Annotated in this window: 19 protein-coding genes and 5 tRNA genes; 22 read left to right on the top strand and 2 right to left on the bottom strand. The window is 59.1% G+C overall.

The features are described from left to right. Positions 1–549: 549 nt before the first annotated feature. From leuB to rpsI, 6 genes are all read left to right on the top strand, one after another. Positions 550–1638, top strand: a complete 1089-nt coding sequence (gene leuB, locus GBEM_RS04515) for a 3-isopropylmalate dehydrogenase (RefSeq protein ID WP_012529341.1) — start codon at positions 550–552, stop codon at positions 1636–1638. A gap of 127 nt (positions 1639–1765) precedes the next feature. Then, entirely contained in the window at positions 1766–2863 is a 1098-nt protein-coding gene (gene asd / locus GBEM_RS04520; protein ID WP_012529342.1) for an aspartate-semialdehyde dehydrogenase, read from the top strand. 129 nt (positions 2864–2992) lie between these two features. Further along, positions 2993–4012: an aspartate-semialdehyde dehydrogenase gene (locus GBEM_RS04525; protein ID WP_012529343.1), complete on the top strand. Its 1020-nt coding sequence runs from the start codon at positions 2993–2995 to the stop codon at positions 4010–4012. A gap of 101 nt (positions 4013–4113) precedes the next feature. Further along, on the top strand, positions 4114–4866 hold the full coding sequence (truA, locus tag GBEM_RS04530) for a tRNA pseudouridine(38-40) synthase TruA (RefSeq protein WP_012529344.1): 753 nt from the start codon (positions 4114–4116) through the stop codon (positions 4864–4866). Positions 4867–4991: 125 nt separating this feature from the next. Continuing rightward, positions 4992–5420: a 50S ribosomal protein L13 gene (gene rplM, locus GBEM_RS04535; RefSeq protein WP_012529345.1), complete on the top strand. Its 429-nt coding sequence runs from the start codon at positions 4992–4994 to the stop codon at positions 5418–5420. 22 nt (positions 5421–5442) lie between these two features. Beyond that, positions 5443–5832 (top strand): 30S ribosomal protein S9, encoded by a 390-nt coding sequence (rpsI, locus tag GBEM_RS04540; protein WP_012529346.1) that lies wholly within the window; start codon positions 5443–5445, stop codon positions 5830–5832. Here the strand turns inward: rpsI and GBEM_RS21410 are convergent. Next, positions 5829–5996 (bottom strand): hypothetical protein, encoded by a 168-nt coding sequence (locus tag GBEM_RS21410; RefSeq protein WP_169308683.1) that lies wholly within the window; start codon positions 5994–5996, stop codon positions 5829–5831. The two genes, rpsI and GBEM_RS21410, sit on opposite strands and share 4 nt — an antisense overlap. 81 nt (positions 5997–6077) lie before the next feature. On the opposite strand from GBEM_RS21410, the gene argC reads away from it, so the two are divergent. The 3 genes from argC (at position 6078) to GBEM_RS04555 (ending at position 9354) form a co-directional block, all read left to right on the top strand. Next, positions 6078–7118, top strand: coding sequence for an N-acetyl-gamma-glutamyl-phosphate reductase (argC, locus tag GBEM_RS04545; protein ID WP_012529347.1), 1041 nt, complete (start codon positions 6078–6080; stop codon positions 7116–7118). A gap of 131 nt (positions 7119–7249) precedes the next feature. After that, entirely contained in the window at positions 7250–9049 is a 1800-nt protein-coding gene (locus GBEM_RS04550) for a YgiQ family radical SAM protein (RefSeq protein ID WP_012529348.1), read from the top strand. Between the two features lie 2 nt (positions 9050–9051). Further along, positions 9052–9354, top strand: a complete 303-nt coding sequence (locus GBEM_RS04555; protein WP_012529349.1) for a YciI-like protein — start codon at positions 9052–9054, stop codon at positions 9352–9354. 48 nt (positions 9355–9402) lie between these two features. Here the strand turns inward: GBEM_RS04555 and GBEM_RS04560 are convergent, their stop codons facing one another. Continuing rightward, complete coding sequence (locus GBEM_RS04560) at positions 9403–9675, bottom strand: DUF2917 domain-containing protein (protein ID WP_012529350.1); 273 nt, start codon at positions 9673–9675, stop codon at positions 9403–9405. 482 nt (positions 9676–10157) lie between these two features. On the opposite strand from GBEM_RS04560, the gene GBEM_RS04565 reads away from it, so the two are divergent. The 13 genes from GBEM_RS04565 to rplL all read left to right on the top strand — a co-directional run bounded on the left by GBEM_RS04565 (position 10158) and on the right by rplL (position 15380). Further along, positions 10158–10233 (top strand) — tRNA-Thr (locus tag GBEM_RS04565). A gap of 27 nt (positions 10234–10260) precedes the next feature. Further along, positions 10261–10345, top strand: a tRNA-Tyr gene (locus GBEM_RS04570). 109 nt (positions 10346–10454) lie between these two features. Further along, positions 10455–10531, top strand: a tRNA-Gly gene (locus tag GBEM_RS04575). A 12-nt stretch (positions 10532–10543) separates the two neighbouring features. After that, positions 10544–10619: transfer RNA gene (locus tag GBEM_RS04580), tRNA-Thr, on the top strand. Between the two features lie 68 nt (positions 10620–10687). Next, on the top strand, positions 10688–11878 hold the full coding sequence (tuf, locus tag GBEM_RS04585) for an elongation factor Tu (RefSeq protein WP_012529351.1): 1191 nt from the start codon (positions 10688–10690) through the stop codon (positions 11876–11878). Positions 11879–11965: 87 nt separating this feature from the next. After that, positions 11966–12118 carry a 50S ribosomal protein L33 gene (gene rpmG, locus GBEM_RS04590; RefSeq protein ID WP_012529352.1) on the top strand — a complete coding sequence of 51 codons (153 nt, stop codon included), beginning with the start codon at positions 11966–11968 and terminating at the stop codon, positions 12116–12118. Positions 12119–12156: 38 nt separating this feature from the next. Further along, a tRNA-Trp gene (locus tag GBEM_RS04595) sits at positions 12157–12233 on the top strand. A 33-nt stretch (positions 12234–12266) separates the two neighbouring features. After that, positions 12267–12452 carry a preprotein translocase subunit SecE gene (secE, locus tag GBEM_RS04600; protein ID WP_012529353.1) on the top strand — a complete coding sequence of 62 codons (186 nt, stop codon included), beginning with the start codon at positions 12267–12269 and terminating at the stop codon, positions 12450–12452. A gap of 11 nt (positions 12453–12463) precedes the next feature. Continuing rightward, on the top strand, positions 12464–12991 hold the full coding sequence (gene nusG / locus GBEM_RS04605; RefSeq protein WP_012529354.1) for a transcription termination/antitermination protein NusG: 528 nt from the start codon (positions 12464–12466) through the stop codon (positions 12989–12991). Positions 12992–13057: 66 nt separating this feature from the next. Further along, positions 13058–13480, top strand: coding sequence for a 50S ribosomal protein L11 (rplK, locus tag GBEM_RS04610; RefSeq protein WP_012529355.1), 423 nt, complete (start codon positions 13058–13060; stop codon positions 13478–13480). 21 nt (positions 13481–13501) lie between these two features. Further along, complete coding sequence (gene rplA / locus GBEM_RS04615) at positions 13502–14203, top strand: 50S ribosomal protein L1 (RefSeq protein ID WP_012529356.1); 702 nt, start codon at positions 13502–13504, stop codon at positions 14201–14203. Between the two features lie 215 nt (positions 14204–14418). After that, on the top strand, positions 14419–14940 hold the full coding sequence (gene rplJ / locus GBEM_RS04620) for a 50S ribosomal protein L10 (RefSeq protein ID WP_012529357.1): 522 nt from the start codon (positions 14419–14421) through the stop codon (positions 14938–14940). A 59-nt stretch (positions 14941–14999) separates the two neighbouring features. Next, complete coding sequence (gene rplL / locus GBEM_RS04625) at positions 15000–15380, top strand: 50S ribosomal protein L7/L12 (RefSeq protein ID WP_012529358.1); 381 nt, start codon at positions 15000–15002, stop codon at positions 15378–15380. The last annotated feature ends 31 nt before the right edge of the window (positions 15381–15411 follow it).

Genomic DNA, 15411 nt, shown 5'->3' on the forward strand with positions numbered 1-15411 from the left:
TGCCGGCCCAACGGGCCTTTGGTAGTCGGGCAAGGAAACCCCCTGTCGGCGGACCGGAGAGTTGTCCGGAAACGGCCGTCCTGCCGGCAACGGCTGGCGGCGGCGTAGTCGCCCCTTCTAGGTTAAAGGGGTATCATACCGTCTTTAATGAGCTTGTCTAGGCCGTTTTGCCCGCGCCGGCAAAAATGGGTCCTGACATAGCTGGTCGACCTTTGAGGGGACCGCGCTCAGGTTACTGTATCAAGGTTGGAAGCATATATCATAACTTTTCATGAATAGGAACTAAAAAGCATAGGCGCAGGAACGGGTAAAAGGTATACAGGACCATTACTTCACCGCACTGAGCTTTATCCAACTCTTGTCGAGGAGATTGAGCGATGCAGTCAGTGGCGACTGTCTGTACCATGCTCGGATCCGCTCTCTATGACTAAGCCGTTCCCCTCTCTTGGTTTGGGTCGCTAAACGTATGTTTGACGGGCTTTTTTATGTTGACAATAGCGGCCGGTCGCAAATAGAATCGCTAATTTAATACATCTGGGAGGTCATGTGATGGGAAAGCTTTTTAAAGTGGCGGTATTGCCAGGAGACGGCATAGGTCCCGAGGTTATGGCTGAAGCACTGAGGGTGCTCGATGCAGTCGAGAAACGTTACGATGTCACTTTCGAGCGGACCCACGCCAACGTAGGCGGGGCGGGAATCGACCAGGAAGGTCGTGCGCTTCCCGAGACCACCGTAAACATATGCAAGGCTTCGGACGCCATCCTTTTCGGCTCCGTCGGCGGACCCAAGTGGGAAACACTTCCCCCGGACGAGCAGCCCGAGCGCGGCGCCCTGCTGCCGCTTCGGAAGATCTTCGGCCTTTACGCCAACCTGCGTCCGGCCATCATCTTCCCGTCGCTCACCAGCGCCTCCTCGCTGAAGGAAGAGGTCATCGCAGGAGGCTTCGACATCCTGGTGATCCGCGAGCTGACCGGCGGCATCTACTTCTCCCAGCCCAAAGGGATCGAAGGCGAGGGGCGTAACCGCGTCGGCGTCGACACCATGCGCTACAGCGTCCCGGAGATCGAGCGCATCGCGCACGTAGCATTCCAGGCGGCGAGAAAGCGCGGCAAGAAGGTCTGCTCCATCGACAAGGCCAACGTCCTTTCCAGCTCCGTCCTCTGGCGCGAGATCGTGATCAACATCGCCAAGGAATACCCGGATGTCGAGCTCTCCCACATGTACGTCGACAACGCCGCGATGCAGCTCGTGAAGTGGCCCAAGCAGTTCGACGTGATCCTTTGCGAGAACATGTTCGGCGACATCCTCTCCGACGAGGCGGCCATGCTGACCGGCTCTCTGGGGATGCTTCCCTCCGCCTCCCTGGCCGAGGGGACCTTCGGCATGTACGAGCCTTCCGGCGGGAGCGCCCCGGACATCGCAGGCCAGGGGATCGCCAACCCGATCGCCCAGATCCTCTCGGCGGGGATGATGCTCCGTTACTCCTTCGGCATGATCGAGGCGGCCGACGCCATCGACAAGGCGGTCGCCAAGGTGCTGGACGGCGGGTACCGCACCAGGGACATCTATCAGGAGAAGGCAGGCGAGAAGCTGGTGAACACCAAGGAGATCGGCGACGCCATCATCGCCAACCTCTAATTCAAGGGGACAGATTCAGGGGGACAGGCACCTGGCGGAGCCAGTCCCCTCGACGCGCAACACGGTAGAGGCGGGACTCTCCCGCCGGTGCATATATTTAAATACAGACAGAAAAGGAAGGTCGCCTATGAAAGTCGGACTGGTCGGTTGGCGTGGCATGGTAGGCTCCGTTCTTCTCCAGCGTATGCAGGAGGAAAACGATTTCCAGGGAATAGAGCCGGTTTTCTTTACAACCTCGCAGGTGGGGCAGCCCGCCCCGATGAACGCCGGGACGCTCAAGGACGCCTCTGACATAAACGAGCTGAAGAAGCTGGACGTGATCATCACCTGCCAGGGTGGCGACTACACCAAGGCGGTGCGCCCGGAACTGAACAAGGCGGGATGGAAAGGGTACTGGATCGATGCGGCCAGCACGCTCCGCATGGAGAAGGACGCCGTCATCATCCTCGACCCGATCAACCGCAACGTCATCGACGCTGCCCTTGCCAAAGGGGTCAAGGACTACATCGGCGGCAACTGCACCGTGAGCCTCATGCTCATGGGCCTGGGCGGGCTCTTCAAGGCGGGTGCTGTCGAGTGGATCACCTCCATGACCTACCAGGCAGCCTCCGGCGCGGGCGCTCCCAACATGCGCGAACTCCTCTCCCAGATGGGCGTATTGCAGGGCTCGGTAGCCGATCTCTTGGCCACCCCGGGCTCCGCCATCCTGGAGATCGACCGCAAGGTGACCCAGACCCTGAGGGGGGGCGATCTCCCCACCAAGGAGTTCGGCTTTCCGCTCGCGGGTAGCGTCCTTCCCTGGATCGACCGCGAGGTCGAGGACGGGCAGAGCCGCGAGGAATGGAAAGGGTATGCCGAGACCAACAAGATCCTCGGCACCGCGAACCCGATCCCGGTCGACGGCATCTGCGTCCGCGTGGGGGCCATGCGCTGCCACAGCCAGGCGCTGACCATCAAGCTGAACAAGGACATCCCCATCGGCGAGATCGAGGAGATGATCAAGAACGACAATCAGTGGGTCAAGTTCGTTCCCAACACCAAGGCGGAGACTTTGGCTCAGTGCACCCCGGCAGCCGTTTCCGGTTCGCTCACCGTGCCGGTCGGCCGCGTGAGGAAGATGAAGATGGGGCCGCAGTACCTCTCCGCCTTCACCTGCGGCGATCAGCTCCTTTGGGGTGCCGCCGAGCCGCTGCGCCGCATGCTGCAGATCCTGAAGGAGCGGTAAACTGCAATTGACAATGGATAATTGACAATTGACGATGAGCGATTGTCGACCGAAACGATGATAAACGGAGCGCGTCCCCGGTTTCAAGGGTGGCGCGCTCCCGTTTTTGTCTTGAGGAGATGTAACAGTATGAAGAAACTTTGGAACGTGGCAGTGGTAGGCGCGACCGGCGCGGTCGGGACCCAGATGATCGAGTGCCTGGAGGAACGGAAGTTCCCGGTGGGGAAGATAAAGTTCCTGGCCAGCGTCCGCAGCGTCGGGCAGGTCCTCGAGTTCAACGGCAAGCCGGTGCCGGTGGAAGAGCTGAAGCACGACTCCTTCGAGGGGATCGACATTGCCCTTTTCTCCGCAGGGGGGGCGCGCTCCGAAGAATTCTGCCCCTCCGCCGCCAAGGCGGGTGCGGTCTGCATCGACAACTCCAGCGCCTGGCGCATGGACCCGGAGGTGCCGCTGGTTGTCCCCGAGGTGAACCCGCACGCGCTTGCCGGCTACCGCAAGAAGGGGATCGTAGCCAACCCCAACTGCTCCACCATCCAGATGGTGGTCGCCTTGAAGCCCCTGCACGATTTCGGCTCCATCAAGCGGATCGTCGTCTCCACCTACCAGGCGGTTTCCGGCACTGGTAACAAGGCGATAGACGAACTGCGCAAGCAGACCGGCGAGCTTTTGAACGGGCGTCCGCCCAAGAACGAGGTCTACCCGCACCGCATCGCCTTCAACTGCCTGCCGCAGATCGACTCCTTCTGCGACAACGGCTACACCAAGGAAGAGATGAAGATGGTGAACGAGACCCGGAAGATAATGGAGGCGGAGATCAAGACCACCGCCACCTGCGTCAGGGTTCCCGTCTTTTACGGGCATTCCGAGTCGGTGAACATAGAGACCGCGAAAAAGATCACCGTGGCCAAGGCGCGCGAGCTTTTGGAAGACGCGCCCGGCGTGGAACTTGTGGACAACCCCGCCAACGGCGAGTACCCGATGGCGATGGACGCGGCGGGCGAGGACCTGACCCTGGTAGGTCGCATCCGCGAGGATGACACCGTCGCCAACGGCCTCAACCTCTGGGTCGTCGCCGACAACCTCAGAAAGGGCGCCGCCACCAACGCAGTCCAGATCGCGGAGTTGCTGGTGGAGGAGTACCTGAAGTAAGGCTGTCGGACAGGTCAGACAGGTCAGACAGGTCAGACAGGTCAGACAGGTCAGACAGGTCAGACAGGTCAGACAGGTCAGACAGGTCCGCGGAAAGAGTTATGCGTAACATCAAGCTGATCATAGAATACGATGGCACCGCCTATTGCGGCTGGCAGGTGCAGCCGAACGGCCGCACGGTCCAGGAGGTATTGCAGGAGGCCTTGGCGGCCATGCTGGGGGAGAAGACCCCCCTGCACGGCTCCGGCCGCACCGATGCGGGCGTGCATGCCCGCGGCATGGTGGCCTGCTTTAAAACCGATAAGGCCATGCCGCTGCGCGCCTTCCGGGAGGGGCTCAATTGCCTCCTTCCAGGCGACATCGCGGTGCGGGAGGCGTGCGAGGTCCCGCTGGAATTCCATCCCCGCTTCGACGCGCACGCGAAGCACTACCGCTACACCATTCTCTTGGACGACCTGCGCTCCCCGCTGTCGCGCCTCACGGTCTGGCGCCTTAAGGGAAAGCTCGACATCCAGGCGATGAGAGCCGCCTGCGCCGCTTTCGTCGGCGAGCACGACTTCGCCGCCTTCCGTGCTTCCAACTGCGCCGCCAAGACCACGGTGCGCAGGATCTACAGCATGGACCTGGTGCAGGAGGGGTGCTTGCTGCATCTGGACGTGAAGGGGAGCGGCTTTCTGAAGAACATGGTCCGCATCATCACCGGGACCCTGATCGAGGTGGGGCAGGGGAAGAAAAGCGTCGAGGACGTGGCGCGACTGCTTCAAGGGGGCGACCGGCAGCAGAACTCCGGCATGACTGTGCCTCCGCAGGGGCTTTGCCTGATGCAGGTCTACTATCAGGAAAAGTGCGACTGATACTGCTTTTTATAAACCGTTAATCTTTCCTTTCGGTTTTTTGTCTTGACATGAAGTGGGGAATGGATTAGATTCTCAAACTTCCGTAAGTTAATGTGCTAATTCCAGATAGCTGTGAGGTTTCGATGAAGACGCAAGTTGCCAAAAAAGAAGAAGTAACCAGGGATTGGTACCTGGTTGACGTGGATAATAAGGTGCTCGGCCGTGTTGCGACTGAAATCGCCAACGTGCTGCGCGGTAAGAACAAGCCGACCTTCACCCCGAGTGTCGATACCGGCGACTTCGTCATCGTCGTGAACGCGGAGAAGATCGCCCTGACCGGCAGAAAGCTCGCCGACAAGACCTACTACAGCCACTCCTCGTACCCGGGCGGCCTGAAAGAGATCACTGCCGGCAAACTTCTCGACAAGAAGCCGGAAGAGCTTCTGAAAAAGGCTGTCAAAGGCATGCTTCCCAAGAACAAGCTTGCCCGCCACATGCTGAAGAAGCTTAAGATCTATAGTGGCGGAGCCCATCCGCATGCGGCTCAGAACCCGAAGAATCTGAACATTTAATTCGTTCATCAGGAGATATAAAATGGCAGTCAGCTTTTACGCAACTGGGAAAAGGAAGTCGTCGATCGCCAGGGTTTGGATCAAGCCCGGCAACGGCGAGATCATTGTAAATACCAAGACTCTTGACAACTACTTCGGCAGGGAGACCTCCAAGATGGTAGTCATGCAGCCGCTCGAACTGACCGAGAACGTCGGCAAGTTCGACATCTTCTGCACCGTCAAGGGCGGCGGCGATTCCGGCCAGGCGGGCGCCATCAAGCACGGCATCACCAAGGCTCTCATCGAGGCCGATGCCGATCTGCGTGGCACGCTGAAAAAAGCGGGCTTCATCACCCGCGACTCCCGTATCAAGGAAAGAAAGAAATACGGCAAGAAGGCTGCTCGCGCAAGCTTCCAGTTCTCCAAGCGTTAATCCGCTGCCGGGACAGGCTGTTTCAGCTTTACAAAGGGGGAATCCGCAAGGGTTCCTCCTTTTGCTGTTTCAAAACCGTTAACACGGAGAACATCTGAGAAAATCTGAGTAAAAGCAGAAACAGGAGAAAAGCTTTTGCTGTTCTCTGTCTTTTTCTCAGACATCCTCAGATTTCCTCCTTGTTAATGGTTTTGGTGTGCTAACATCGGGCTTATTTTTTTCCGTTGTGAGAAGGGAGGCTTTTCATGATCAAGGTTGCCATCGTCGGGGCCAGCGGCTATACCGGCGTCGAACTTATCCGTATCCTGCATTCCCACCCCGAGGTCGCCGTCACCTGCGTCACCTCCGAACAAAGCGCCGGGCGCCCGGTCAGCTCCGTCTTCCCGAGCCTGCGCGGCAGGTGCGACATCGTCCTGGAGAACCTGGAGCCGGTAGGGATCGCGGAGAAGGTCGACATCGTCTTCACGGCGCTGCCGCACAAGGCCGCCATGGAAGTGGTGCCCACCTTCATGAAGATGGGCAAGGACGTCATCGATCTTTCCGCCGACTACCGCATTCACGATGCGGATACCTACGGCAAATGGTACGAGCCGCACCTGAACCCCGAGCTTTTGCCGGAGGCTGTGTACGGCATCCCGGAACTGCGCCGCGCCGAGATCGCCGAGGCCTCGCTGATCGCCAACCCCGGCTGCTACCCGACCAGTGTCATCCTGGGGCTTGCGCCGCTTTTGAAGGGGAAGGTGATCGATCCCAGATCCATCATCGTGGACGCCGCGTCCGGCACCTCGGGTGCGGGGCGCGGAGCCAAGGTGGATAACCTCTACTGCGAGGTGAACGAAGGGTTCCGCGCCTACGGCGTGGGGGGGGTGCACAGGCACATCCCGGAGATAGAGCAGGAGCTGTCGCTTCTGGCAGGAAACCCGCTCAACATCACCTTCACCCCGCACCTGGTTCCCATGGACCGCGGCATCCTCTCGACCATCTACTCCCAGCCGACCGGGAGCGTCAAGGCCGCCGACCTGATCGCTTTGTATCAGGCGTTCTATGACGGCGAGCCGTTCGTCAGGGTGTTGCCGGAAGGGGTTCTTCCCTCTACGGCACACGTCAGGGGCTCCAACTTCTGCGACATCGGCATCACAGTCGACCAGAGGACCGGGCGGGTCATCGTGATCTCCGCCATCGACAACTTGGTGAAAGGTGCTTCCGGGCAGGCGGTGCAGAACATGAACCTGATGTGCGGCCTACCCGAGACCCTCGGGCTGGATCTCCTGCCGGTCTTTCCTTAAAGTCAAAACCCTTGGCAAGGAGAACATCTGAGAGGATCTGAGAAAAGCAAAGACGGAGAGAAACAAAGCTCCAGCTTCGGTTATTCTCAGACGTCCTCAGATGTTCTCCGTGTTAAAGGTTCAAGGTTTTTATGAAACACGCACGACCTAAGCAATCTCCCGGCAAGTTTCTCCCCATCTCCCTCTCCGAAGCAAAAGCGCGCGGCTGGAACGAACTCGACGTCATCTTCGTGACCGGCGACGCCTACGTGGACCATCCCTCGTTCGGGGTGCCGCTTTTAGCGCGCCTCTTAGAGTCGAAGGGGTTACGCGTGGGCATCATCCCCCAGCCGGACTGGCGCAGCAAGGAGCCTTTCATGGCCTTGGGGCGCCCGCGCCTTTTCTTCGCGCTCGCGGCCGGCGCCATGGACTCCATGGTCGCCCATTACACGCCGGCCCGAAAGCTGCGCCGGGATGACGCCTACACCCCCGGCAACCGCCACGGCGCCCGCCCCAACCGCGCCATCATCGTCTACACCTCCAGGCTCAAGGAAGCCTATCGCGACGTCCCCGTGGTCATCGGCGGCATCGAGGCGAGTCTCAGGCGCTTTGCCCATTACGACTTCTGGGAGGACAAGGTGCGCCGCTCGGCGCTCTTGGACGCGAAGGCGGACCTGCTCGTCTACGGCATGGGGGAGACGCCGCTATTGGAACTGGTGCGGCGGCTTCAGAAGGGGGAGCCGTTCGCCTCCATAAGGGACATCAGGGGGACAGCCTATGTCGCAGCCACCCCTCCGGATGCAGAGGAATTGCTGGAGCTTCCCAGCTTTGAGACGGTCGCTTCCGATAATGCTGCCTACGGCCAATCTTTCCGGCTTCTGTCGGGGGAGCAGAGCCCTGCCTGCGCCAGGGTCGTGGTGCAGCGCCACGCGGAGCGTTTTCTGGTCTGCAATCCGCCGGCCTGGCCCCTCTCCGAGCAGGCACTGGACGCGATCTACGCGCTCCCCTTCGTGAAGGCGCCGCACCCGAAATACAAGGAGGCGATCCCCGCCTACGAGCAGATCAGGAACTCCATCACCACGCACCGGGGGTGCTTCGGCGGCTGCGCCTTCTGCGCCATCACCCATCACCAGGGAAAGACCATCCAGTCGAGAAGCGAGGAAAGTGTCCTGCGCGAACTGGAGCGGCTGGCGGCGCTCCCCTGGTTCAGGGGGAGCGTGAGCGATTTGGGCGGACCGACGGCCAACATGTTCGGACTTTCCTGCGGCAACAAGGAGGCGGGGGGCAAGTGCCGCCGGGAGAGCTGCCTTTATCCCAAACTTTGCGGCAACCTGGTCACCGCCGACGCCAGGAGCTCCAGGCTTCTCGCCAAGGCCCGGAAGATCTCCGGGGTGAAAAATGTTGCCGTCTCTTCCGGCGTGCGCTACGACCTGTTGGAGCGCCAGCCCAACTACCTGCGCGAGCTGGTGTCGCATCACGTGAGCGGCCTTTTGAAGGTGGCGCCAGAGCACCTGACCGACCGTGTCACCTCCGCGATGCGCAAGCCGGGAAAAGCCTGCTTCGAGCGCTTCCGCGACTCCTTCATGAAGGAGAGCGCGAGAGTCGGGAAAAGGCAGTACATCATCCCGTACTTCATCTCCGGGCATCCCGGGTGCACCCTTTCCGACATGGTGGATTTGGCCCTGATGCTTAAGCGCTGGGGGATGAAGGTAGAGCAGGTGCAGGATTTCACCCCGACACCGGGCACCCTCTCCACCTGCATCTACCACACGGGCGTCGATCCCTATACCGGGGAGAAGATGTACGTGGCGAAGACCGACCGTGAGAAGGGGCTGCAGAAATCGCTGCTGCTCTACCATGTGCCGGAGGAGAGGAAGAGCTGCCTGCAGGCGCTCAGGGAATGCGGCAGGGAAGACGCGGCGGAAGAACTCTTCGGGCCGGGAAGGAGATAGGGATGCACTACTTGTTGTTCTACGAGGTGGCGCCCGATTACCTGGAGCGCCGCGGCGAGTATCGCGCCGAGCATCTGGCGCTTGCGTGGGGCGCGGTGGAACGGGGCGAGTTGTTGCTGGGAGGTGCTCTGGCCGATCCTGCCGATGGCGCCGTGCTGCTCTTCGAGGCGGATTCGCCCGAGGTCCCCGAGGCGTTTGCCAAGGCGGACCCTTACGTGCTGAACGGCCTCGTTGCCAAATGGAGCGTGCGCGCCTGGACCACGGTGGTCGGGCCCCTCGCGCAGGCGCCGGTGCGCCAGGGGTAGGCGTAAGGCCCGCCGCTGTCTTCTAGGCGCCAGTGGGGAGAGCGAGGCTTAGAGGGCCAGACGAACCTGGATGTGGTTGGCGATGGGTGCTATGGCGGCCCCATCGAAGAGGGCCGGATACAGCCGCATCTCCACCGGGTCGAGAGCCTCGGCTATGGCAGACATCTCTCGCTTCACCTCGAACCTCGCTCCGGGTTGCAACAGGTAATCCCTGCCGTTCCCCACGGTGAGCCAGATGGTTCCCTTCAGGCAGCGTAGCGTCAAGCCTTCTGTGCCGGCTTCTACTCTCAGCAACTCCCCTTTGTCGAGACACAAGTCCATGTCCGGTTCCCCCTTATGGCGTTAGCTGGATCAACTATAGCGGTGAGCGGGGGATGAGTACAGACACAGGGCTTGCGATATGTCGCCGTTACAGTTGCAGCAGATGGCAACTGTTGCCAGGGGAAACGGGGCTGACTGTACCCCGGGTATTTTCTCGTCTTCTTGTGAGGGGTGTTTCCTTTTTTTTGACTCCGGCGAATTATTCTGACTCGCGGGTGAGACTTGTGATCTAAATGCAAACGGGACAGGAAGAGTGCGAGGGTTTTTCTTGCGCAACTGGAAACGGCCGATATAGTGTTTCTTTTCCCAATGCACTGGGGGGGTGGGTACTATGAGTCGATCGACGTATACGGTGATGCTCGAAAAAAAATTCATCCCTGAAAAAAAAGAGATTGACACCAAAGGGGTTTTGCTTTAGAAAAGGGATTCGCTTCGCAACGCAAGGTTTCGAAGCAAAGTAGGACGCGATGGTAGCGGAATCGGCTGGCGTAGCTCAACTGGTAGAGCAGCTGACTTGTAATCAGCAGGTTGCGGGTTCGAGTCCCATCGTCAGCTCCAACTGACAATTAGCAAGCACTTCTGTCTGGAGGGATTCCCGAGCGGCCAAAGGGAACAGACTGTAAATCTGTCGTCATCGACTTCGGAGGTTCGAATCCTCCTCCCTCCACCATACAAACTTCAGATGAGATGAACGTCTGCTCAATCCAGGAGATCGTGAGGTCGCTGGTACTGGGTGAGTGGGTGGCGAATCGAGTCAAAAAACTTCAAGCAGGGAATGGGCGGGAATAGCTCAGTTGGCTAGAGCGTCAGCCTTCCAAGCTGAGGGTCGCGGGTTCGAGTCCCGTTTCCCGCTCCAAAAATTGAATAAGCCCACATAGCTCAGTAGGTAGAGCACTTCCTTGGTAAGGAAGAGGTCACCGGTTCGAATCCGGTTGTGGGCTCCACTCTCTTTTTTAAAAAACAAACAAAAGCTATCCATAAAAAGCTGTCGATACATCAGGGAGGATTCCTCATGGCTAAAGCTAAATTCGAAAGAACTAAACCGCATGTGAACATAGGGACCATCGGTCACGTCGACCACGGCAAGACCACCCTGACCGCAGCAATCACCAAGGTACTCGCAGGCAAAGGCCAGGCCGAGTTCAAGGCGTTCGACCAGATCGACAACGCACCGGAAGAGCGCGAGCGTGGTATCACCATCGCTACCGCCCATGTCGAGTACGAGACCGACAAGCGTCACTACGCTCACGTCGACTGCCCGGGTCACGCCGACTACGTTAAGAACATGATCACCGGTGCGGCGCAGATGGACGGCGCCATCCTGGTTGTTTCCGCAGCTGACGGCCCGATGCCGCAGACCCGCGAGCACATCCTGCTTGCGCGTCAGGTCGGCGTCCCCTACATCGTCGTGTTCCTGAACAAGGCCGACATGGTGGACGACGAGGAGCTCCTCGAGCTGGTCGAGCTGGAAGTTCGCGAACTCCTCTCCTCCTACGACTTCCCGGGCGACGATATCCCCATCATCAAGGGTTCCGCTCTCAAAGGGCTCGAAGGCGACGCCGGCGAGCTGGGCGAGCAGGCAATCATGAAACTGATGGAAGCTGTCGACACCTACATCCCGGAGCCGGTTCGCGCCATCGACAAGCCGTTCCTGATGCCGGTCGAGGACGTGTTCTCCATCTCCGGTCGCGGCACCGTCGCAACCGGTCGTGTCGAGCGCGGCATCGTGAAAGTCGGCGAGGAGGTCGAGATCGTCGGCATGAAGGCCACCGCCAAGACCACCGTCACCGGCGTCGAGATGTTCCGTAAGCTCCTCGACGAAGGTCGCGCAGGCGACAACATCGGCGCGCTGCTGCGCGGCGTGAAGCGTGAAGAGATCGAGCGCGGCCAGGTTCTGGCCAAGCCGGGCTCCATCACCCCGCACACCAAGTTCAAGGCAGAAGCCTACATCCTCTCCAAAGAGGAAGGCGGCCGTCACACCCCGTTCTTCAACGGCTATCGCCCGCAGTTCTACTTCAGGACCACCGACGTGACCGGGATCGTTGACCTCGAGGCAGGCGTCGAGATGGTTATGCCTGGCGACAACGTCTCGGTGACCGTCAACCTGATCACCCCGATCGCGATGGACGAAGGTCTGCGTTTCGCAATCCGCGAAGGCGGCCGCACCGTCGGCGCCGGTGTCGTAGCCTCCATCATCGAGTAAGGTACATCGAGCGCGCGTTTCGTTGCCGGTTTCCCCGGTGCGAAACGCGATGCTCTTTTTAAATTAGTTTGAAAAGGACACAAAGACATGCCTAGAGACATCATCACCCTTGGTTGCACCGAGTGCAAACAGCGTAACTATACGACCACCAAGAACAAGAAAAATACGCCTCAGAAACTGGAGTTCAACAAGTACTGCCGTTTCTGCCAGAAGCACACTCTGCACAAAGAAACCAAATAGTACAGTTTGGGATCCCGGTGTTCTGGGATCCCCGCCGCAGGCCAGTAGCTCTAACGGCTAGAGCACCGGTCTCCAAAACCGGGTGTTGGGGGTTCGAATCCCTCCTGGCCTGCCATTTTATTTCGATTTCACCAAGTGGGAGTGACAAGTGCTCGCTAAAGCCAAGACTTTTTTTGAGGACGTACAGGCGGAACTCGCCAAGGTGACTTGGCCGACCCGCAAGGAGACCATCTCTACAGCTCAGGTAGTCGTCGTCATCATCGTGATCATCTCTCTGTATCTTGGCGCCTGCGACGCGGTCCTTACTAAGCTCATCAGGTCGATACTTCGCTAGGGGACTGAAAAATGGCACATAAATGGTACGGCGTACACACCTACTCCGGATTCGAGAACAAGGTGCGCCTCTCGCTTGCCGAGCGCATCAAGAACCTCGAGATGGAGGAGTTCTTCGGCGAGATCCTGATCCCGTGCGAAACCGTCGTCGAACTGAAAAAGGGTGAGAAGAAGACTTCGTCCAGGAAGTTCTTCCCCGGCTACATCCTGGTTAACATGGAATTGAACGACGACACCTGGCACGTGGTCAAAGAGACCGCTAAAGTGACCGGGTTCGTCGGAGGCAACAACCCCTTCCCGATCCCGGACGACGAAGTTGCCAAGATCACGAAGAGGATGGAGGAGGGCGCCGAGAAGCCCCGTCCCAAGGTTCTCTTCGAGGTGGGCGAGACGGTGCGGGTCATCGACGGTCCTTTCCTCAACTTCTCCGGCGTAGTCGAGGACGTGAAACCCGACAAGGGGAAACTCAAGGTCATGGTCAGCATCTTCGGGCGCGCCACCCCGGTCGAGCTCGAGTTCATGCAGGTAGAAAAGCAGTAGGGGCGACCCGGCTGTTACCTATAAGACGCTTCAGGCAGTTCGAAGGAATGATAAAGGAGTAGGAAAATGGCGAAAAAAATTACCGGTTATATAAAGCTGCAGGTACCCGCAGGAAAGGCTAACCCCTCTCCCCCGATCGGTCCCGCACTCGGTCAGCACGGCGTCAACATCATGGAGTTCTGCAAGGCATTCAACGCGAAGACCCAGGCGGACGAGGGTACCATCACCCCGGTCGTCATCACCGTCTACGCCGACAGGTCCTTCACCTTCATCACCAAGACCCCGCCGGCTCCGGTTCTCATCAAGAAGGCTCTCGGCCTCCAGAGCGGCTCCGCGGTCCCCAACAAGACCAAGGTCGGCAAGCTCACCAAGGACCAGGTTCGCGAGATCGCTACCAAGAAGATGCCCGACCTCAACGCAGCTAGCCTTGAGGCTGCCATGAAGACCATCGAAGGCACCGCGCGCAGCATGGGCGTTGAAATAGTTTAAGTAAAGAGAGGGTAACTAGAAATGTCTATGTCAAAGAAGCTTAAAGAGGCTCGCGCCAAGGTCGACAGGACCAAAACCTATCCCCTCGCGGACGGCATTGAGCTGGTCAAGGGCGCTGCATTCGCCAAGTTCGACGAGACCGTCGACCTCGTGGTGAAGCTGGGCGTCGATCCCCGTCACGCCGACCAGATGGTTCGTGGCGCCGTGGTGCTCCCGAACGGCCTGGGCAAGGACGTACGCGTCCTGGTGTTCGCCAAGGGCGAGAAGGAGAAGGAGGCCCGCGAGGCCGGTGCCGATTACGTTGGCGCCGATGACCTGGTCGCCAAGATCCAGGGCGGCTGGTTCGAGTTCGACACCGCCATCGCTACCCCGGACATGATGGGTGTGGTCGGCAAGATCGGTAAGCTCCTCGGTCCCCGCGGCCTGATGCCGAACCCGAAGGTCGGTACCGTGACCTTCGACCTGGCCCGCGCCATCAAGGAATCCAAGTCCGGTAAGGTCGAGTTCCGCGTCGAGAAAGCCGGTATCGTCCACGCCCCGGTAGGGAAGGTCTCCTTCGCCGCCGACACCCTGAAGCAGAACGTGGTCGCCCTGGTGGAAGCCCTCCAGAAGGCTAAGCCGGCTGCCGCCAAGGGTACCTATATGAAGAAGGTCTCCGTATCTTCCACCATGGGCCCCGGCGTCAACATCGATCTCGCTGACATCAGCGCGATCTTGAAATAAATAGCAGTAAAGCTGTAAAGCCAAAGTCAAAGACAGTAGGTGCCTGAAAGACAGATTGAGAGAGAAACCTTTATCTTAATCTGCTTCTCAAGGGTTAAACGCCTCACGGCGGCCAACCGAGACTTGCAAGACGTTGCGCGAAAATGCATGTTCCCGCAACTTCCTGACTTTGGCGGGGTTCCGTACCCGTATACCAAAAGAAAGGAGGAAGGCGCTTGAATAAGGAAAACAAACAAGAACTTGTTGCCGAGATGCACGACAAGCTCCAGAGGGCCCAGGCGGTCTTTCTCGCGGATTTCCGCGGGATGAACGTCGGCCAAGCCACTGAGCTCAGAAACGAGCTCAGGAAAGCGAACGCCGAGTACAAGGTCGTCAAGAACACCCTGCTCGAGATCGCTTCCAAAGGGACCGACAAGGAAGGGCTCAACCCCTACTACGCCGGCCCTACGGCTATCGCTCTTTGCTACGACGATCCCGTCGCAGCGGCCAAGGTGCTGTCCCGCTTCAACAAGGAAAACACCAACCCGTTTACCTTGAAAGCCGGCGTGCTCACCGGCAAGACCATCAACGTGGCTGACATCCAGGCTCTCGCAGACCTGCCGAGCCGTGAAGTGCTTATCGCCAAGATGCTGGGCAGCATGCAGGCACCGGCAAGCAACTTCGTACGCGTTCTGGCAGCAGTCCCGGGCGGCTTTGTACGCGCGCTGGACGCGATCCGCGCACAGAAAGAAGCCTAGTCACAGTTCACACACACTTTCGCTCAACCATCTAAAATATTCTGTGGAGGAATAAAGAAATGGCTATCACCAAAGAAGAAGTAATCAGCTTCATCGAAAACATGTCCGTCCTCGAACTTGCTAACCTCGTGAAAGAGCTCGAGGAGAAGTTCGGCGTTTCCGCAGCAGCTCCGGTTGCTGTCGCTGCTGCAGGCCCGGCTGCCGGCCCGGCTGAGTCCGCTGAAGAGAAGACCGAGTTCGACGTCATCCTGAAGGCCGCTGGCGCCAACAAGATCGCAGTCATCAAGGTCGTCCGCGGCCTGACCTCCCTGGGCCTGAAAGAAGCCAAGGACCTGGTCGACGGCGCACCGCAGCCGGTCAAGACTGGCATCTCCAAAGAAGAAGCTGCCGACGCACAGAAGCAGCTGGTCGAGGCAGGCGCAGAAGTGGAAGTGAAATAAGTAGTCCTGCACCGATCTTTACCAAAGCCAA

It is taken from the genome of Citrifermentans bemidjiense Bem (genome assembly GCF_000020725.1).
GTDB lineage: Bacteria > Desulfobacterota > Desulfuromonadia > Geobacterales > Geobacteraceae > Geomonas > Geomonas bemidjiensis.